The sequence below is a fragment of the Herbaspirillum sp. SJZ099 genome (assembly GCF_007828355.1).
GTDB lineage: Bacteria > Pseudomonadota > Gammaproteobacteria > Burkholderiales > Burkholderiaceae_D > Herbaspirillum.
The window spans coordinates 1,004,844-1,024,543 of sequence record NZ_VIUO01000001.1 but is presented as its reverse complement, the minus strand read 5'-3'; the positions used below and the strand labels follow the sequence as shown (position 1 = coordinate 1,024,543).

Here is a 19,700-nt window from a genome sequence, read left to right as displayed (position 1 = left end):
GACAGGCTCAGCTGCCGAACGGATTTCCATTGCTTGTCTCCAAAATTTTGATTCAGATAGCGCCTGTCATTACCGCGCCGGGTACGGCGCATCACTGCCAGACACTTCGACCGTGGTAGCGGTCATCACAACAATCCCCGTCTCGAAAACTGCTGTGACTGAAGTCTATCCCCGTGTTGCCCGGACATGGAAATACCGATTGGGGATAGGGCCATAAGGAAAAATGATACCCCACCGTTTCCGCCGGATCATTGGGCGCGGCGGCTTGCCTCCCCTGGATTTCATCCGATGCTCATCCATACGCGGTATGCTTGTGCATGCTTGTCCGCCGCCAATGCGCGCATGCGGCTTCACATGGAATGGTTGATGCATGCTGATACTGCTCCATGCAGCAAGCAATACGCGTGAATTTCCATGTGCCAACAATTCTTGAGCCACTTACCTCACATAACAACATGAGCGAACGGACCGAAGACCAGATGGAACCCGACAGCACCGTCTACAAGACGCTGCTCGAATCGACCAAGGCGATTCCGTGGAAAATCGACTGGAGCACGATGAAATTCGCCTACATCGGCCCGCAGATCGAGGAACTGCTGGGCTGGACGCCGGAGAGCTGGGTCAGCGCCGAGGACTGGGCCATGCGCATCCATGCGGAAGACCGCGAAGCGGTAGTCAATTTCTGCATCTCGCAATCGAAGTCCGGCATCGACCACGAGGCCGACTACCGCGCCCTCACGCGCGACGGCGAGCACATCTGGATCCGCGACGTGGTGCATGTGGTGCGCAACCCGGACGGCAGCCCGAATTCCCTGATCGGCTTCATGTTCGACATCACCGAACGCAAGAAGACCGAGGCCCATCTGGTCGAGCTGCAAAAGGAACTGGAGGCGCTGTCTTATCGCGATGGCCTCACCAACGTGGCCAACCGCCGCATGTTCGACTCGGCGCTGGAAGTGGAATGGACCAATGCGCTCAACAATCGCTCGCCGCTGTCGCTGATCATGCTCGACATCGACTACTTCAAGCAGTACAACGACCATTACGGCCACATCCGCGGTGACGAATGCCTGAAGAAAGTGGCCGCTGTACTGTCCAAGGCAGCCACCCGGGCACGCGACTTCTTCGCCCGATATGGCGGCGAGGAGTTCGTGCTGATCCTGCCGGAGGCCGATGCCAAGGCGGCGCTGCAGGTGGCGCAACGCTGCCGCAAACTGGTGCTGGACGAGGCGATCCCGCATGAGACTTCGCAAGTGGCGGAAGTGGTCACGATCAGCCTTGGCGTATCCACCATCATCCCTTCCGGCCAGGACCAGCGCATCGAGTTCATGGAAACCGTCGACCAGCGCCTGTACAAAGCCAAGCAGCTCGGCCGCAACTGTATCGCCGTGGATGAGTGAACTGTATCTGTCACGCGACATGGGCGGCCGATAGAATCGGCCGCTCCTCCATCACTGCGAGAGCACCATGCCTGCCACCTACGCCTACCGCCTGCTCAACGTGTTCGCCGAATCCACCTTCGGCGGCAATCCCCTGTGCGTGTTCGAAGACGCGCGCGGCATCGACGACGCCACCATGCAGGCGCTGGCCTTGCAGTTCAACCTGTCGGAAACCACCTTCATCCTGCCCTCGGCGGTAGCCGATGCGCGCGTGCGCATCTTCACCACCGGCTACGAGATGCCGTTCGCCGGCCATCCCACGCTGGGAACGGCGCATGTGGTGCGCGAACTGTTCAAGACCGGCGATCAGCTGACCCTGGAATTCAAGGCCGGCGTGGTGCCGGTGAACGCCGCGGGCGATGTCTGGACCTTCACCGCGCCCAGCGCCGGCGCCCCCAAGACCGCGCCCTCGCAGTTGCCGCCGGCCGAAGTCGCGGCCCTGGTCGGCTTGTCGGCCGAAGACCTCGCGGGCGACCCCATCTGGGTCGATACCGGCGCCGACCAGTTCCTGATCCCGCTCAAGTCCCCGGCGGCCGTGCGCCGCGCCCAGCCCGACAGCGGCGCGCTGGAACGCTGGCCGCAAAGCAGCCTGGGCCGCAAGACGGCGTATGTCTTCGCCTTCGATGACAAGGAACCGGGCAATGTGCTGGCGCGCTATTTCTTCACCAAGCAAGGCGGCGGCGTGGCCGAAGACCCCGGCACCGGCTCGGCCTGCGCCAACCTCGGCGGCTGGCTGCTGGCGACCGGCCATGCGCTGCCGGCGCGCTACGCGATCGACCAGGGCGTGGCGGTCGATCGCCCTTCTCGCCTGCATCTTTCCGTATCGGAAAACGGCACGATCCAGGTTGGCGGCCGCGTGATCGAAATCGGGCGCGGCACCGTCACCATCGATCCGATCGGGCGCACCGCGCAGGCCTGAACCCGGGGACTATGCCCGCCCTTCTTGCGTCAGCGGCAGGATCAAGGCGTGCAACCAGTCCATGAAGCCGGCCACGCGCGCCGGCACATGGCGGCGGCTGGCGTAGAGCAGCGATACCGGCATCGGCGCCGGGCGATACTGCGGCAGCACTTCCACCAACGCGCCCTGCGCCAGCAAACGGCGCTTGGTCGGCCCCACGAGCGGCAGCTGGATCATGCCCAGGCCTGCCTGGCAGGCGGCGTCATAAGTTTCGGTGCTGTTGACGGTGAGGCTGCCGGCCATCGGCACATAGTGGGTCTGGCGGCCATCGAACCACTCCCAGCCTGGGGAGCGGCCGCCCAGCACCTGGCGGTAATGCACCAGCTTATGGTGCGCCAGATCCTCCAGTGTGCGCGGCACGCCATACCGTTCCAGATACGCCGGACTGGCGCAGTTGATCTGCACCAGATGCCCGATGGGGCGCGCCACCAGCGACGAGTCGTCCAGCGTCCCGGTGCGCAGCACGCAATCGAATCCCTCGCCGACCAGGTCGACGCGGCGGTCGCTGGCGGAAAGCTCGATCTCCAGCTGCGGATGTTGCTCCAGAAAGGCCGGCAGTTCCGGCAACACCACTTCGCGCGCCATGGCGCTGGACATGTCCACCCGCAGCTTGCCGGTCAGCGACTTGCCGCCGCCCCGGAACATCGCCCGCAGCGACTCGAAATCGTCCAGCAATTCCTTGCTGCGCCGGTAAAAGGCTTCGCCGTCGCCGGTCATCTGTACGCGCCGGGTGGTGCGCTGAAGCAATCGCGTGCCCAGCATCTGCTCCAGCTGCTGCACCGCCAGCGAAACCGTGGCATTGGGCAGGCCAAGCTGGCGCGCAGCGCCGCTGAAGCTGGCCAGTTCGGCCACGCGCTGGAAGATCTGGAGGGTGTCGAGCTGGTTCAAGGAGCGCTCCGATTATTATTCAATATTGAAAAGTCTAATATTAAATAAGAAATTTATTAACAAAAATCTTCTCAATATACTGAGCTCCGTAGTCAGACCCATCCCTATCCCATCTCATCGACAGGAGCCCAGCATGACCCAAGCAGACAACACATCCCCCCGCATCGCCCTGGTCACCGGCGGCAGCCGCGGCCTGGGCAAGAATACCGCCCTGCACCTGGCGCGCGACGGCGTCGGCGTGATCATCACCTATGTCGGCAACCGCGCCGCCGCCGAACAGACCGTGGAAGACATCCAGGCCGCCGGCGCCAAGGCCGTGGCCCTGCAACTGGATCTGGCCGACAGCCGCAGCTTCCCCGGCTTCGCCGATGCCGTGCGCGCCGCGCTCAAGCAGACCTGGAACGCCGAACGCCTCACCTACCTGGTCAACAACGGCGGCATGGGCATGCACGCCAGCATCGCCGAGACCAGCGAAACGGTCTTCGACGATCTGTACAACGTGCACCTGAAGGGAACCTTCTTCCTGACCCAGGCACTGCTGCCGCTGATTGCCGATGGCGGCCGCATCATCAACACCTCCAGCGGCCTGGCGCGCTTCTCCCTGCCCGGCTATGCGGCCTATGCCGCGATGAAGGGCGGCGTGGAAGTGATGACGCGCTACATGGCCAAGGAGTTCGGCGCGCGCGGCATTGTGGTCAACACGGTGGCGCCGGGCGCCGTCGAAACCGATTTCGGCGGCGGCCGCGTGCGCGACAATGCCGAGCTCAACGCCTTCGTCGCCAGCCAGACCGCGCTGGGCCGCGCCGGCCGGCCGGATGACATCGGCGCCGCCGTGGTCTCGCTGCTGCGCCCGGAAAACGGCTGGATCAACGCCCAGCGCATCGAAGTATCGGGCGGCATGTTCATCTGATCGTGCCATCGGCGGCCGGCCGTCGGCCGCCGCCGCGCCCTGCCGTTGGCGCCGCGGAGCAGCGCTCCCTGCGGCGCTACTCCCATCACTCCCATCACTCGCATTTTTCGCAGCCCGCTTCGGGCCCCGCCATTTTCCCTCCGCTTGCCTGCACACGCAGGCTCTCCGCACTTGCCGCACTTGCCGCACATGCCCTGTGCAAGCTCATCCATGACGATTGCAAAGGTCGATGCATTGTGTTGCGGATTGCATTGTGCTCGGGTAACATCGCTCGGCGTCGAGCTAGAATTTTTTCAATAAATCGACTCACTTTACAGGGCCTGTTTGTGCACGCACAAACAGGTTCTTGCACCTGGGTCGGAGTCGGCGCATCAGCATACGGTTGCGCCTGCGCGGCCGATCGGGAGAGGCACTGGCGAATGGACGAAGGCAGGCGGCACATGCCGCCCCTTCGCTCCGGCATCCGGATGCCCAATGGCGGAGTACAAATAGGGGGCGGGTATTTTCAGTCATATCTTTCGCAATCGCGCGGTACGTTCTTCCGGCTGCGCAGCCGCCCTGCTGATTGCCCTGCTCCCGTTCGCCAGACCCGCTTCTGCCGCCCCTGCCGGCCCCGATTGCGCCCGCCCGTTGACGCTGGCGCTGCACGACCACGGCTTGCTGTACTCGTCGGCTACCGATACCGGCATCGACAAGGATTTCGCCGATGAACTGATCCGCCGCAGCGGCTGCCAGATCAACGTCAGCCTGATGTCGCGCGCGCGCATCTGGCAATTGATCGAGTCGGGCGCGCTGGACTTCAGCCTGTCGGGCATCGCCAGCCGCGAGCGCGAGCAGTTCGCCGCCTTCGCCTGGTACTTCAGCAACAAGTATTACCTGCTGGTGCGCAAGGATTCCGGCATCGCGCGGCTGGAAGACTTCGCGCGCAACGAGCGTTTCCAGCTCGGCGTCATCCGCAGCTTCCGCTACAGCGACAATGCCAACCGCCTGGTCGACAAGCTTGCCGCCGCCAACCGCGTGAGCCAGGCCGGCGGCCTCGAACCCTTATATGAAGCCCTGCTGCTCGACCGCATCCAGGGCATGATCATGGAGCCCTTCGACTATCCGGCGGTGCAGGAAAAACGCATCCGCGATGTCACCTCCATCATCGGCTTGAGCGACCCGTCGGTACCGCATGGGCTGATCATGTCCAGGAAGGCGCTGCCGCCGGCCGAGCAGGAAAAGTGGCGCGCCCTGGTCAACGGCATGCTGGCCGACGGCACCGTGCTGCGCATCTTCGAAAAATATTTCAACCCGGAACTGGCTGCTTCGATGGTCGGCCAGGCCAAGCCGTGAACTGGCTCCGCAAGACCGCGCTCCCGCTGCTGATCCTGCTCACCGGGCTGGCCGTGACCTGGGTCGCCTGGGACCATGAGCGCCAGGCGTCCAACAAGGAGCTCCATACGCAGTTTGCTTCGGCGCTGCGCGAGACGGTCAGCCGCATCGAACAGCGCATGGCGTCCTACGAGCAGATGCTGCATGGTGTGCAAGGGCTGATCTCCGCCACCGGCGCCATCGACCGCAACAGCTTGCGCGATTACGTCAGCTCGCTGAACCTGGACGCCAATTTCTCCGGCATCCAGGCCATCTCGATCGAGGAATGGATACCTGCCGGGCGCCTGGAAGCCCACCTGGAACGCATGCGCAAGCAAGGCTTGGACGGCTACGCGATCCGCCCGTCCGGCGACCGCGACGCTTACGCGCCCCTGACCCTGCGCGAACCTTACATCGGCCGCAACCGCATTCCCTTCGGCTTCGACCACTGGTCGGATCCGATCCGTCGCGCGGCCATGGAAAAAGCGCGCGACTCCGGCATGGCGGCCATCTCCGGCAAGATCGAGCTGGACCTGGAAAACGGCAACAAGACCGAACCCTCCTTCCTGATGTATTTGCCGCTGTACGAACGCGGCAAGCCGCAAGGCACCATCGCCGAGCGCCGCGCCAACCTGCTGGGCTGGGTGCATGCGGTATTTCGCATGAACGACGTGATCGCCAGCCTGTATGGCGAAAGCTCCCGCGGCATCGCCTTTTCGCTGTACGACGGGGTCGAGGCCGAGCCGCAGGCCTTGCTTTACCGTTCGCGCAATGAGGATCCGCAGCAGCAGGCGCGGCCGCCGCGCATCACCGCCACCGAATATCTGGTGGTGGCGAACCACAACTGGACGCTGAGCATGAGCGCGCTCGACAGCTTCACCGTCCAGTTCGGCCGCAACGCCGAACACCTGATCGCCGCCACCGGCATCGGCATGAGCATCACGCTGTCGCTGCTGGCCTGGCTGATGATGTCTTCCCGCGTGCGCGCGGTGCGCCTGGCGCAGCAGATGACCGCCGAGCTGCGCGCCAGCGAGGAGCAGTTCCGCGCCATCGCCGACTGCACCGTCAACTGGGAGGTCTGGTGGGGCCTGGACGGCCGCCCGCGCTGGGTCAACCATGCGGTGCGCGACTATACCGGCTACACGGTCGAGGAGTGCCTGGCGATGCGGGACTTCGTCGGCACCATCGTGCATCCGGAAGACGAACAGCGCATCCGCGCCGAGTTGTCCAGGTGCATGGACGGCCAAAAGCGCGAAGACGTCGAATTTCGCTGCGTGCGCAAGGATGGCTCGGTATTCTGGCTGTCGCTGTCGTCGGCGCCGATTACCGACCCGCACGGCACTTTCACCGGTTTTCGCACCAGCAGCCGCGACATCACCGACCGCAAGCAGATCGAGGCCGAGCTGCGCATCTCGGCGGTGGCCTTCGATTCGCGCGAAGGCATGCTGATCACCGACGCCAACAGCAAGATCCTGCGCGTGAACAAGGCCTTCACCGAGATCACCGGCTACAGCGCCGAAGAGATCGTCGGCAAGCACCCCAACCTGCTGCGCTCGGACCGCCACGGCCCCGCCTTCTTCCAGGAGATGCGCGAAAGCATCCGCCGTTTCGGCAAATGGCAGGGCGAGATCTGGGACCGCCGCAAGAATGGCGAGGTTTATCCCGAATGGCTGACCATCTCCGCCGTCAAGAACAAGGACGGCCACGTCACCCATTACGTCAGCACCCACCACGACATCAGCGACCGCAAGCTGGCCGAGGAACGCATCCGCGAACTGGCCTCCTTCGATGCCCTGACGCGCCTGCCCAACCGCGCCTTGCTGCTGGAACGCCTGAAACAGGCCATCGCGCTGTCCGCGCGCGGCAAGACCTGCTCGGCGTTGCTATTCATCGACCTCGATCATTTCAAGACGCTCAATGACACCATCGGCCATGAGAAAGGCGACCTGCTGCTCAAGCAGGTATCGCAACGCCTGCTGGCCAGCGTGCGTGAAAACGATACCGTGGCGCGCGTGGGCGGCGACGAATTCGTGGTGGTGCTGGAAGGCCTGAACGAACACCCGCAGGAAGCGGCCAACCAGACCAAGGCGATCGGCGAGAAGATCCTGGCCACCCTGGGCAACACCTACCAGCTCGACGAAGTCGAATACCGGACCACCGCCAGCGTCGGCGCCACCATCTTCCGCGGCCGCCAGGCCTCGGTGGACGAGCTGATGAAGCAGGCCGACCTGGCCATGTACAAAGCCAAGGGAACCGGGCGCAATGCCCTGCGCTTCTTCGACCCGGCGATGCAGACCGTGGTGCTGGAGCGCGCCGCCCTGGAGACCGGCCTGCGCAAGGCCATCGAAGGCGACCAGTTGCTGCTGCACTACCAGGCGCAGGTGGTCGCAGGCGGCGGCGTGACAGGCGCCGAAGTGCTGGTGCGCTGGCAGCATCCGCAGCGCGGCATGGTGTCGCCGGGCGACTTCATCCCCCTGGCCGAGGAAACCGGCCTGATCCTGTCGCTGGGCAACTGGGTGCTGGAAACCGCCTGCAAGCAGTTGTCCGCCTGGGCGCGGAACCGGCATACCGAACACCTGACCATTGCCGTCAACGTCAGCGCGCAGCAATTCCGCGAACCGGATTTCGTGCAGGCGGTGCTCGATGCGATCGAGCGCACCGGCGCCAACCCGCGGCGCCTGAAGCTGGAGCTGACCGAAAGCCTGCTGGTGGACAACGTCGAAGACATCATCCAGAAGATGTTCGCGTTGAAAGCCTACGGCGTGGAATTCTCGCTGGACGATTTCGGCATCGGCTACTCCTCGTTGTCCTACCTCAAGCGGCTGCCGCTGAATCAGCTTAAAATCGACCAGTCTTTCGTGCGCGACGTCTTGATCGACCCCAACGATGCATCGATCGCCAAGACCATCGTCAACCTGGCACAGAGCCTGGGCCTGGGGGTCATCGCCGAAGGGGTGGAAACCGATGCCCAGCGCAGCTTCCTGGCCGCTGCCGGATGCCATGCCTACCAAGGGTATTTCTTCTGCCGCCCGGTTGCGGTCGACGCTTTCGAGAAGTTCGCGCAGGAATTCGATCCCCGATTCACTGCCGCATAGGACGCATACATGAACGCATTGTCGAACTTCGCCATCAACGACAAATGGCCGGCCCGGCACCCCGACCGTATCCAGCTGTATTCGCTGCCCACGCCCAACGGCGTGAAGGTATCGATCATGCTGGAAGAAACCGGCCTGCCCTACGAGCCGCACCTGGTCAGCTTCGACACCAACGACCAGATGTCGCCGGAATTCCTGTCGCTGAACCCGAACAACAAGATCCCCGCCATCATCGACCCCAACGGCCCCGGCGGCCAGCCGCTGCCGCTGTTCGAGTCGGGCGCCATCCTGCTGTACCTGGCCGAGAAGACCGGCAAGTTCATCCCGGTCGATCCGGCCGCGCGCTACCAGGTGATCCAGTGGGTGATGTTCCAGATGGGCGGCGTCGGCCCGATGTTCGGCCAGCTCGGCTTCTTCCACCGTTTCGCCGGCAAGGAATACGAAGACAAGCGCCCGCGCGAGCGCTACGTCAACGAATCCAAACGCCTGCTGGGCGTGATGGACAAGCGCCTGGCCGAGAACAAGTGGCTGGCCGGCGACGAATACAGCATCGCCGATATCGCCACCTTCCCGTGGATTCGCAACCTGGTCGGCTTCTATGAAGCGGGCGAACTGGTCGGTTTCAAGGACTTCCCCCATGTGGCGCGCGCGCTGGAAGCCTTCGTGGCGCGTCCGGCCGTGGCCAGGGGCCTGAACATCCCAGCCCGCGGCTGACGGCCTCCGCGCCAGCGCCGTTTCCTCTATAGCATGCGCCGCTGCCCGTCTGCGGCAGCAGCGGCAGCTGTGGCAGGGAACGGCGGCGGCGCCCCCCATTCAACGCGGGTGTAAATCCCCTTTGTGCATTCGGATCGACGGATTAACATAGCGTCAACGCCTTGTGATAGCCATGCCCTGAACGCTTGCCCATGACGATCCGAATCCCCCTTCTCGCCTTCTGCCGGGCGTTGCTACTGTCCGGACTGTGCCTTTTCCTCATCAGCCCGGCGGCGCAAGCGGTCGACCTGTCGCTCAAGTCGATGCGCGTGGGCAACCTGGCGCGCGCCTATTTTTCCGAACGCGGCGGCCGGGGCATGCCGCAACCGCTGATCATCGCCCTGCACGGCAGCGGCTCCAGCGGCTCCCTGCTGGCGCGCAACACCGGCCTGACCGAAATCGCCGAAGCGGCCGGCTACATGGTGGCCTATCCCAACGGCACCGGCCTGACCATCGATGCGCGCACCTGGAATTCCGGCGGTTGCTGCGGCTACGCGCAAATGCACAAGGTCGATGACGTCGCGTTCATCCGCGCACTGATCGACAAGCTGGTGTCCGAAGGCCTGGCCGACCGCAGCCGGGTGTATGTCGCGGGCCTGTCCAACGGCGGCATGCTGGCCTACCGCCTGGCGGCCGAAGCGCCGGAGCTGTTCAAGGGCGTGGCGGTGGTCAGCGCGGTCCTGGATGTGCCGCCCGAGACGGTCAAAGCCGGCGTGCCGGTGCTGCACATCCATGGCAGCGACGATCCCTTCATCCCGTTCCTGGGCGGGGTCGGCCCCAAGGAAGCGACCCAGGTGCCGCGCCTGTCGGTCGCCAAGACCATCGACGCCTGGGTCAAGGCCAACGGCGCCGATCCCAGGCCTGACATAAACGACATCCCCGACACCGCCGGCGACGGCACCTCGGTACGCCAATACACCTACCACAGCAAGAGCGATCCGCAGGCGGTGGTGCTCTATGAGATCAAGGGCGGCGGCCACAACTGGCCGGGCGGCACCGCGCCCATGTCCAATGGCGGCAAGGCGTCGCAGAACCTGGATGCGTCGCGCGTGATTGTCGAGTTCTTCAATCGCCACGGCGGCCAACGCCCGGCCGACGACGCGGCCGACCGCAACCTGCCGCCAGGGACGGCAACGCCCATGGCGCCGGCCGCGCCCACACAGCCAACCCGCTAGGCGCGGCAAGGCCGACCGACGTACACCAGCGCCACCGACGGGCGAAATCGCACTATCATAGCGGCCAGCGTCCAACCAACATCGCCATGCCAATGAAAAGACTCATCACCAGCATCCTGATTGCCGTCGCGTTGTATTTCCTGCTGCCCTTCGTGACCAAATTCATTCCCCAATACCGCCTCGCGGTATGGTGCATCACCGCCGGCGTCGTCTCGTTTGCGGTATCGGCGCTGATGGACAGGGTCTGAGCCGGCTGCGCCCGGAAACCGCAGGACAATGAAAAACGGCCGCGACGTACTGCACGTCGCGGCCGTTCTTTCTGGCTACCGGCCTACTCGACCGGAGCGTAATCAGCACTCTCCCTTTTTGGCATGTCCCGGCGGGCAATGGTCGCGGTCATTGCCGCGCCCGGGCCGGCGCTCGCCATCGTCGTGGCGATGCGGGTTGCCGCGCCAGCCGCCCCGATCCAGCACCCACCCGTTCGGGCCCTGGCGCCAGACCGGCTGGGCGTAGGAATAACCGGAGCGCTCGCGCATCCAGCGGCCTTCGCGCCAGACGTGGTCATGACCGTTCCAGTCCCAATAGCCGGGCGCCCAGATGTAGCCGTGGCGCGGCGGCGGCAATGGTTCGACCCGCAGCGGCGGCGGGCCGATATTGATGCTGACGGAAACCTGGGCCTGCGCAACGGCGGGCAAGACGGACGCCGCGCTTGCGATGGCGATCAGAGAGGCGAAGATTATTTTTCTCATGATGAGCGATGTTGTGATGACGACAAGTAAAAACGATACATAGGCAATGCGCCGCATGCCCTGCGCATTATGGCCAGACAATAGCATCGATCACCGGGAACTGCAGCCTGGATTACAATCCGTATCTCTTTTTACAACGTGCCCAACGATGAGCGCCATCCGCCACGCTCCCCGCGATTGGGTGCTGCGCGCACCGCAATCGGTGCGCATGGAACGGCCTGGATCTGACCGGAAAATGAAAACGGCGCGCAAATTGCATTGCGCGCCGTTCCAGGCCATAAAGACCGGCGTCAATTGCCCTTGGCTGCCTTGAACATGGCCTTGATCCCGCGCACCGCCTGGCGGATGCGCGACTCGTTCTCGATCAGGGCGAAGCGCACATACTCGTCGCCGTATTCGCCGAAACCGATGCCCGGCGACACGCAGACCTTGGCCTGTTCCAGCAATATCTTGGCAAATTCGAGCGAACCCAAAGCGCGGTAAGGCTCGGGAATGCGTGCCCAGATGTACATCGAGGCCTTGGGCACGTCGACCATCCAGCCGGCTTCGTGCAGGCCCTTGACCAGCACGTTGCGGCGCTTTTCGTAATTGGCGCGGATCTCCTCCACGCAGGACTGGTCGCCTTCCAGCGCGGCGATCGCCGCCACCTGCACCGGCGTGAAGCTGCCGTAGTCGTGATAGCTCTTGATGCGCGCCAGCGCCGCCACCAGTTTCTGGTTGCCGACCATGAAGCCGATCCGCCAGCCGGCCATGTTGTAGCTCTTGGACAGCGTGAAGAATTCCACCGCGACGTCGCGCGCGCCGGGAACCTGCATGATGGACGGCGCCTGCCAGCCGTCGAAGGTGATGTCGGCGTAGGCCAGGTCATGCACCACCAGGATGTTGTGCTCGCGCGCCAGCTTTACCACGCGCTCGAAGAATTCCAGCTCGACGCATTGCGCGGTCGGGTTCGAAGGGAAACCCAAGATCATCATCTTGGGCTTGGGATAGCTTTCGCGCACCGCGCGTTCCAGCTCGTCGAAGAAATCCACGCCCGGGCTCATGCGCACCGAGCGAATGCTGGCGCCGGCGATGACCGCGCCGTAGATGTGGATCGGGTAACTGGGGTTGGGCACCAGCACGGTATCGCCCTTGTCCAGCGTGGCCAGCATCAGGTGCGCCAGGCCTTCCTTGGAACCGATGGTGACGATGGCCTCGCTGTCCGGATCGAAGTCCACCGCATAGCGCGATTTGTACCAGTGCGCGATCGCGCGGCGCAGCCGCGGAATGCCCTTGGACGAGGAATAGCCGTGCGTATCGGGCCGCTGCGCCACCTCCACCAGCTTTTGCACGATATGCGGCGGCGTGGGGCCGTCCGGATTGCCCATCGACATGTCGATGATGTCCTCGCCGCGGCGGCGCGCGGCCATTTTCAGTTCGGCGGTGATGTTGAAGACGTAGGGCGGCAGGCGGTCGATGCGCGGGAAGCTGACCGGGATGGCGTTGGCGTCGGGAACAGGTGAAGAAAGAGAAGCGGAAGAAGAAACGTCAGGCGTGCGCGAAGGCTCGCGCGAATCTGCGGATTGCGTCATGTTGGACTTTCACGTTAGCGCCCGGAACCGTCCGAGCGACGTTGGGGTGAATACCCCGAGAAAGATTCTATGCGGGAACCGGCCGCCGCACAAGACATAACGGCGGCCGATCTCGTTGCGCTTCGCTCATTCGTATTTGCGCGCGTCCTCGATCACCTTGCCATCGTTAGGCAGGCTACCCGGCGCCACGAACATCACCTCGCCGCGCAGCTTGGTCAGCTCGCGCAGGCTGCCGGCCACGGCCGCCGCGTCGACGGCGGGGTCTTGCGGATCGCCGACTTCGCAATGCAGGGTCATGATGTCGTTGGCCATCTCGCCGCTCACTACCAGCCGCGCCTTGAGCACATCGCCATGGCGGCGCAGCACGTCGGCCACCTGGGAAGGATGCACGAACATACCGCGCACCTTGGTGGTCTGGTCGGCGCGTCCCATCCAGCCCTTGATGCGGGTATTGGTGCGCCCGCAGGGCGATGCGCCGGCGACCACCGCCGACAAGTCGCCGGTGCCGAAACGCAGCAGCGGGTAATCCGGGTTGAACGAGGTCACCACCACCTCGCCCACCTCGCCGGCGGCGACCGGGTCGCCGGTGCCGGGGCGCACGATCTCCAGGATCAGTTCCTCATCGAGCACCATGCCGGGGTTGACCGCGCCGTCGCTCATGGTTTCGTAGGCGATGTTGCCGATATCGGCCGAGGCGTACAGTTGCAGCACATGCGGCACGCCATGTTCATGGAACCAGCTCCGCAGCGACGGCGGCAAGGCCTCGGCGCTGACCAGCGCGCGTTGCACGCTGCTGATGTCGGCCTGCATCTCGCGCGCCTTCTCGATGATGATCTTGAGGAACGACGGCGTGCCGACATAGGCATCCGGTTTCAGGGCCGCCATCGCGTTGACCTGCAGCTCGGTCTGGCCGATGCCCGCCGGGATCACCGCGCAGCCCAGCTTGGCGGCGGCGCCTTCGACCATGAAGGCGGCCGGCGTGAAATGGTAGGCAAAGCAGTTCTGCACGATATGGCCGGCTTCCAGCCCCAGCGCCTTCATCGGGCTGGAAAAACGCCACCAGTCAGCGCAATGCCCTTCCGGATCGTAGATCGGCCCGGGCGAGACGAACAGCCGCCGCAATTGCCGCACCGGGGTGCTGTTGAGGCCGCCGAACGGCGCCTCGCGCGCCTGCAGCTCCTTCAGGTCGGACTTGCGCGTGACCGGCAATTGCGCCAGGTCGGCCCGCGTGCGCACCGCCTGCGCGTCGATATCGTGCAGGATGCGCGCCCAACCCGGCGCCGCCTGCGCGCGCGCCAGCAACTGCGGCAGGCGCCGCAGCAATTGTTCTTCACGCTGCTGCGGATCGCGCCGTTCCAGCGCATCCAGTTCCGCGAGGACTTGCCTGCTGTCTGCCATGTCGCCTCCCGATCTCAAGCGAGCCAGCGCTTGCGGCGGCGATAGAACTTCATGTCGCGGAAATTCTTGCGCCCGCCCGAGGACACGCCGAGATAGAACTCCTTGACGTCTTCGTTATCCGACAGCTCCCCGGCCGCGCCTTCCATCACCACCCGGCCGTTTTCCAGGATGTAGCCGAAATCGGCGTAGCGCAGCGCCACCATGGTGTTCTGCTCGGCCAGCAGGAACGAGACTTTCTCCCGGGTGTTGAGGTCCTTGACGATCTCGAAGATCTCTTCGACGATCTGCGGCGCCAGGCCCATCGACGGTTCGTCCAGCAGGATCATCGACGGCTTGGCCATCATGGCGCGGCCGATCGCCGTCATCTGCTGCTCGCCGCCCGAGGTGTAGCCCGACTGCGACTTGCGCCTGACCTTCAGGCGCGGGAAATAGTCGTAGATCTTTTCCAGCTCCTGCTTCACTTCGCCGTTGCTGATGCCGCGCGTGTAGGCGCCGGTCAGCAGGTTCTCTTCCACCGTCAGGTGGCCGAAGCAGTGCCGCCCTTCCATCACCTGGATCACGCCGCGCTTGACCAGGTCGTTGGGCGTCATGCGGTCGACCCGCTCGCCTCGGAATTCGATGCTGCCCTTGGTGACGTCGCCGCGCTCGGCGCGCAGCAGGTTGGAGATGGCCTTGAGCGTGGTGCTCTTGCCGGCGCCGTTGGCGCCCAAGAGCGCCACGATCTTGCCGTCCGGGACGTCCAGCGAGACGCCTTTCAAGACCAGGATCACGTGGTCGTAGATGACTTCAATATTGTTGATCGAGAGCGCAGTACTCATATGTTCGTCCGCAATTCAAAAAAGCGCCGGCGACGGATGGGAGACGTGCAAGGCCGCCGGCGCAAGCACCTACTTCATGCAGGCAGGAGTAATGCCTTTTTCTTTTGCGTATTTGGCGGCGGAAGCCTTGAACAGCGGGTGGATCAGGTTCTTGTTGCCTTCGATCCAGTCCGACACCAGCACCCACTTGCTGCCGTCCCACTGCTGGATCTTGACCTTGCCGGAACCTTCATGGTTGTCGCACGAGGTCTTGATCTCCGGCAGCAGGCCGGTGGCGCCCAGTTGCTGCAGGCGGGCATTGGTGATGTTCATGTTTTCCAGGCCCCAGCGCACCTGCTCGCCGCTCATGACCTTGCCTTTGCCAAACTTCTCCTGCGCGGTGCGCACCGCCTCCACCGTGGCGATGGCGGCAGAGACGCCGCGGTTGTAGAGGATCGAGCCGACCTTGTTCTTGTCCTGCATGTTGCCGCGGCCGGCGCCGTAGAGCACCTTGTCGATGTCGGCGATCACCGGCACGTTCTTGCCGGCCACGTTCCAGGTCGCGCTCATGTAGCCCTTGGCGGCATCACCCGCGGGGATCGTGTCTTCCTCGGAACCGGCCCACCATGAACCGATGATCTTGTCGCGCGCGTAGCCGACCTTCTGCGCCGCCTTCAGCGCGGTCTGGTTCATCACGCCCCAGCCCCAGAAGATCACGTAGTCCGGATTCTCCTGGCGGATGCGCAGCCATTGCGCGCCCTGCTCGTTGCCGGGATGCGCCACCGGAATCTCGATCAGCTTGAACTTGCCGATGCTGGACTCGGCCTGCAGCGCCACGATCGGCTCCTTGCCGTAGGCCGAGTCGTGGTACAGGAACACGATCTTCTTGCCGGCCAGCGAACCGCCGTTCTTGCCGGCCAGGAACTTGACGATGGCCGAGACCTGCATCTGGTAAGTAGTCACCAGCGGGAAGGCATACGGGAACACCGAACCGTCCACCGCATCGGTGCGGCCGTAGCCGATCATCAAGAGCGGCACCTTGTCTTCGGCGGTCTTGTCGATCAAGGCATAGGAAATGCCGGTAGCCATCGGATTGATCGCGGTGCCCTTGGTCACCGGGTTCTTGTTCTTCATGCGCTCGTAGCACTCCACGCCCTTGGCGTTGTTGTACTCGGTCTCGCATTCTTCCCAGGACAGCTTGACGCCGTTGATGCCGCCGTCCTTCATGTTCACGTAATTGAGGTAATCGACATAGCCGCCGTAGTAGGACTGGCCGTTGGTGCCGTAGGGCCCCACGCGGTAGCTGGGAATGGCGATGAACTGCTCGCCTGTCTGCGCCGCGGCCGGCAGCGCCGTCGACAGCAGGCTGGCGGCAGTTGCCGCGGCCAACATCAGGTGTTTCACGCTCTTCATGGTCTCGTCTCCTCTTGTATTGTCGTTTCCGACTTATGCGTTGCCGGTGAGCCGGCCCTTCCAACTCATGAACCTGTTGCGCCGCCCGTCAATGCGGGAACGGCCACAGTCGCAATTTCTCCTTGGCGATCTGCCACAACCGCGCCAGCCCGTGCGGCTCGACAATCAGGAAGAAGATGATCAGCGCGCCGAACACCATCAGCTGGATATGCGACACGGTGGCGTTGGTGAACGGCAGGTGCAGCAAGGCGGCCAGCGGCGGCAAGGCGTTGTCGAGGAAGATCGGCAGCAGCAGGATGAAGGCCGACCCCAGGAAAGAACCGAGAATGCTGCCGACACCGCCGATGATGATCATGAACAGGATGCGGAACGACAGGTCCAGCGAAAAGCCGTCCGGCTCCACCGAGCCCAGGTAGCAGAACGCATAAAGCGCGCCGGCCACGCCGCAGTAAAAGGAACTGACGGCGAAGGCGGTCAGCTTGGTGCGCATGAGCGGGATGCCGATCACCTCGGCCGCCACGTCCATGTCGCGCACCGCCATCCAGGCGCGGCCGGTGGAAGAGCGCACCAGGTTCTTGGCCACCAGCGCCATGACGCACACGATGGCCAGCACGAACAGGTATTTCTTGACCGGCGTATTGATGTCGATGCCGAACAGGTCGATCTTGGGCGCGCTGATCACGCCCGAGGAGCTGTTGTTGGAGAACCAGGCGAACTTGGTCAGCGCCCACACCACGAAGAACTGCGCCGCCAGCGTCGCCACCGCCAGGTAAAAGCCTTTGATGCGCAGCGAAGGCAGGCCGAACAGCACGCCCACCAAGGCCGCGCAGCCGCCGGCCAGGATGAAGGTCAGCAGGATGGGAATGCCTTCCACCCGCAACTGGAAGTTGTAGGCGGCATAGGCGCCCACCGCCATGAAGGCGGCCGAGCCGAGCGACAACTGGCCGGCATAGCCGGTCAGGACGTTCAACCCGAGCGCGGCCAGCGCGAACACCAGGAACGGGATCAGGATCGCCGAAAACCAGTACTCGCTGCCCAGAAAAGGCACGGCGACGAAGGCCACCGCCATGAACAGCGCAAATACGATCCGATCCTGCCGGATCGGGAAGATCTGGCTGTCGGCGATGTAGCTTGTCTTGAATTGTCCTGCTTCACGGTACAGCATGTTTTTCTCCTATGCCTTGCCCACTGTGCTTCATCTCTTCCCGTTCGGGCTGAGTAGCCGCCATCGGCGGCGTATCGAAGCCAGCGCACATGTGTTTCCGTCCCGCTCCGAAACTGCCCTTCGATACGGCCTGCGGCCTGCTCAGGGCGAACGGCGCCGTATCGTATCCATCCTTTTTCTCACACCCGGTCGATATGCCGTTCGCCGAACAATCCCTCCGGCCGCACCAGCAGGAACAGCAGCGCGAACACGTAGGGAAACCAGCCTTCGATGCCGCCGAAATTGCCGCCGAAGGCGTCCTGCATGACCGGCGGGATATAGATCTCGGCCAGCTTCTCGGAGGCGCCGATGATCAGGCCGCCGACGATGGCGCCGGGGATCGAGGTGAATCCGCCCAGGATCAGCACCGGCAGCGCCTTCAACGCCGTCATGGTGAGCGCGAACTGCACGCCGTTGCGCGAGCCCCAGAGCAGTCCGGCCACCAGCGCGACGAAACCGGCCACGCCCCAGACCACCGCCCAGATGTGCTGCAGCGGGATGCCCAGCGACAATGCCGCCTGGTGGTCGTCGGCCACCGCGCGCAGCGCGCGGCCGACCTTGGTCTTCTGGAAAAACAGCGCCAGCGCGGCCACCAGCACCACCACCATGCCGGAGGCGAACAGGTCGAACTTGGAAATGCCGATGCCGATGCTGTCCATTACCGACATGATGGGCTCGTCGACGATGCCCAGGTCGATCGGGCGCACTTCGTTGCCGAACAACAAGGGTCCCAGCCCCTCAAGGAAGAAGGTCAGGCCGATGGTGGCCATGAACAGCGTGATCGGCGGCTGGTTGACCAGCTTGCGCAGCACGAAGCGTTCGGTCGCCAGGCCCACCAGGATCATCACCAGGAAGGCGCCGATCACCGCCGCCCACATCGGCATGCCCTTGTCCATCAGCCCCACCACCGCCAGCGCCGCGAAATACACCATCGCGCCCTGGGCGAAATTGAACACGCCGGAGGCCTTGTAGATCAGCACGAAGCCCAGCGCCACCAGCGAATACATGAGGCCGGAGAGCAGGCCGCTCAGCGCCACTTCGAAAAAGAATTGCATGTCGTCTCCCGATCGCCTTGCGTTTTTATTTCCGGCCCGCTCAGTGCGAGGTGCCGAGATAGGCCTTGATCACTTCCGGATTGTTCATCACCTCGTCGGGCGTGCCGTCGCCGATCTTCTTGCCGTAGTCCAGCACCACAACGCGGTCGGAGATGTCCATCACCACGCCCATGTCGTGCTCGATCAGCACGATGGTGGTGCCGAACTGGTCGTTGACGTCGAGGATGAAGCGGCACATGTCCTGCTTTTCTTCCACGTTCATGCCGGCCATCGGTTCGTCCAGCAGCAGCATGCCGGGCTCGGCCGCCAGCGCGCGCGCCAGCTCCACGCGCTTTTGCAGGCCGTAGGGCAAGCGCCCCACCGGAGTCTTGCGGATATGCTGGATTTCGAGAAAATCGATCACCTCCTCCACCTTGCGCCGGTGTTCGATTTCCTCGTTGCGGGCGGCGCCCCACCACAGCGCGTTCGACAGCAGGCCGGAACGCATCTTGGTATTGCGCCCGGTCATGATGTTGTCGAGCACGGTCATGCCCTTGAACAGCGCGATGTTCTGGAAGGTGCGCGCGATGCCCTGGCGCGCGATCGCGCTCGGGCGCATGCCGCGCCGCTGCTGGCCGCGGTAGACGATGTTGCCCTTTTGCGGATGGTAGACGCCGTTGATGACGTTGATCATCGAGCTCTTGCCGGCGCCGTTGGGGCCGATGATGGCGCGGATCTCATGCTCGCGCACATTGAAGGAGATATCGGTCAGCGCCTTGACGCCGCCGAAGGACAGCGAAATGTTCTGCAAGTCGAGGATCACGCCGCCGATCCGACGGCCGCTGGCGGCCGTGCCCGCGTCTTGCGCATCCGGGCTCGATACCGGCGGTTGCCCGGAGGGGATAATTTCTGCAGTCATGTGTCGTTTCATGATCGTATTCATCGATAGGTCAGGATACGCTT

Annotated in this window: 17 protein-coding genes; 8 read left to right on the top strand and 9 right to left on the bottom strand. The window is 63.9% G+C overall.

The features are described 5' to 3' along the window. The first annotated feature begins 455 nt into the window (after nucleotides 1-455). Together FB597_RS04385 and FB597_RS04380 are read left to right on the top strand one after the other, a co-directional pair. Nucleotides 456-1,400, top strand: a complete 945-nt coding sequence (locus FB597_RS04385) for a sensor domain-containing diguanylate cyclase (RefSeq protein WP_183405877.1) — start codon at nucleotides 456-458, stop codon at nucleotides 1,398-1,400. A 67-nt stretch (nucleotides 1,401-1,467) separates the two neighbouring features. Next, on the top strand, nucleotides 1,468-2,358 hold the full coding sequence (locus FB597_RS04380) for a PhzF family phenazine biosynthesis protein (protein WP_141916766.1): 891 nt from the start codon (nucleotides 1,468-1,470) through the stop codon (nucleotides 2,356-2,358). A 9-nt stretch (nucleotides 2,359-2,367) separates the two neighbouring features. Here the strand turns inward: FB597_RS04380 and FB597_RS04375 are convergent, their stop codons facing one another. Then, nucleotides 2,368-3,285: a LysR family transcriptional regulator gene (locus FB597_RS04375; RefSeq protein ID WP_144768272.1), complete on the bottom strand. Its 918-nt coding sequence runs from the start codon at nucleotides 3,283-3,285 to the stop codon at nucleotides 2,368-2,370. Nucleotides 3,286-3,418: 133 nt separating this feature from the next. On the opposite strand from FB597_RS04375, the gene FB597_RS04370 reads away from it, so the two are divergent. The 6 genes from FB597_RS04370 to FB597_RS20175 all read left to right on the top strand — a co-directional run bounded on the left by FB597_RS04370 (nucleotide 3,419) and on the right by FB597_RS20175 (nucleotide 10,819). Next, the gene (locus FB597_RS04370; protein ID WP_141916760.1) at nucleotides 3,419-4,195 is read left to right on the top strand and encodes an SDR family NAD(P)-dependent oxidoreductase; all 777 of its coding nucleotides are present in this window, start codon (nucleotides 3,419-3,421) and stop codon (nucleotides 4,193-4,195) included. Between the two features lie 558 nt (nucleotides 4,196-4,753). Further along, nucleotides 4,754-5,530, top strand: a complete 777-nt coding sequence (locus FB597_RS04365) for an ABC transporter substrate-binding protein (protein WP_221292507.1) — start codon at nucleotides 4,754-4,756, stop codon at nucleotides 5,528-5,530. Further along, entirely contained in the window at nucleotides 5,527-8,643 is a 3,117-nt protein-coding gene (locus FB597_RS04360) for an EAL domain-containing protein (protein WP_141916756.1), read from the top strand. Before FB597_RS04365 ends, FB597_RS04360 begins: the two co-directional genes overlap by 4 nt. A gap of 9 nt (nucleotides 8,644-8,652) precedes the next feature. Next, the gene (locus FB597_RS04355) at nucleotides 8,653-9,357 is read left to right on the top strand and encodes a glutathione binding-like protein (protein WP_141916753.1); all 705 of its coding nucleotides are present in this window, start codon (nucleotides 8,653-8,655) and stop codon (nucleotides 9,355-9,357) included. A gap of 191 nt (nucleotides 9,358-9,548) precedes the next feature. Beyond that, nucleotides 9,549-10,571 (top strand): PHB depolymerase family esterase, encoded by a 1,023-nt coding sequence (locus tag FB597_RS04350; RefSeq protein WP_141916750.1) that lies wholly within the window; start codon nucleotides 9,549-9,551, stop codon nucleotides 10,569-10,571. Nucleotides 10,572-10,663: 92 nt separating this feature from the next. Then, nucleotides 10,664-10,819, top strand: coding sequence for a hypothetical protein (locus FB597_RS20175; protein WP_183405878.1), 156 nt, complete (start codon nucleotides 10,664-10,666; stop codon nucleotides 10,817-10,819). Nucleotides 10,820-10,921: 102 nt separating this feature from the next. Here FB597_RS20175 and FB597_RS04345 read toward each other — a convergent pair whose 3' ends face one another. The 8 genes from FB597_RS04345 to FB597_RS04310 form a co-directional block, all read right to left on the bottom strand. Continuing rightward, complete coding sequence (locus FB597_RS04345) at nucleotides 10,922-11,377, bottom strand: YXWGXW repeat-containing protein (RefSeq protein WP_255464061.1); 456 nt, start codon at nucleotides 11,375-11,377, stop codon at nucleotides 10,922-10,924. Nucleotides 11,378-11,610: 233 nt separating this feature from the next. Beyond that, nucleotides 11,611-12,891, bottom strand: a complete 1,281-nt coding sequence (gene alaC / locus FB597_RS04340) for an alanine transaminase (RefSeq protein WP_141916747.1) — start codon at nucleotides 12,889-12,891, stop codon at nucleotides 11,611-11,613. Nucleotides 12,892-13,017: 126 nt separating this feature from the next. Next, entirely contained in the window at nucleotides 13,018-14,289 is a 1,272-nt protein-coding gene (locus tag FB597_RS04335) for a phenylacetate--CoA ligase family protein (RefSeq protein ID WP_144768270.1), read from the bottom strand. 14 nt (nucleotides 14,290-14,303) lie between these two features. Further along, complete coding sequence (locus tag FB597_RS04330) at nucleotides 14,304-15,107, bottom strand: ABC transporter ATP-binding protein (protein ID WP_141916742.1); 804 nt, start codon at nucleotides 15,105-15,107, stop codon at nucleotides 14,304-14,306. Nucleotides 15,108-15,176: 69 nt separating this feature from the next. Next, nucleotides 15,177-16,499: an ABC transporter substrate-binding protein gene (locus FB597_RS04325; RefSeq protein ID WP_144768268.1), complete on the bottom strand. Its 1,323-nt coding sequence runs from the start codon at nucleotides 16,497-16,499 to the stop codon at nucleotides 15,177-15,179. Nucleotides 16,500-16,587: 88 nt separating this feature from the next. Beyond that, nucleotides 16,588-17,664, bottom strand: coding sequence for a branched-chain amino acid ABC transporter permease (locus FB597_RS04320; RefSeq protein WP_141916737.1), 1,077 nt, complete (start codon nucleotides 17,662-17,664; stop codon nucleotides 16,588-16,590). A 179-nt stretch (nucleotides 17,665-17,843) separates the two neighbouring features. Then, nucleotides 17,844-18,758, bottom strand: coding sequence for a branched-chain amino acid ABC transporter permease (locus FB597_RS04315; protein ID WP_141916734.1), 915 nt, complete (start codon nucleotides 18,756-18,758; stop codon nucleotides 17,844-17,846). Between the two features lie 40 nt (nucleotides 18,759-18,798). Then, the gene (locus tag FB597_RS04310; RefSeq protein ID WP_141916732.1) at nucleotides 18,799-19,680 is read right to left on the bottom strand and encodes an ABC transporter ATP-binding protein; all 882 of its coding nucleotides are present in this window, start codon (nucleotides 19,678-19,680) and stop codon (nucleotides 18,799-18,801) included. Nucleotides 19,681-19,700 lie beyond the last annotated feature (20 nt).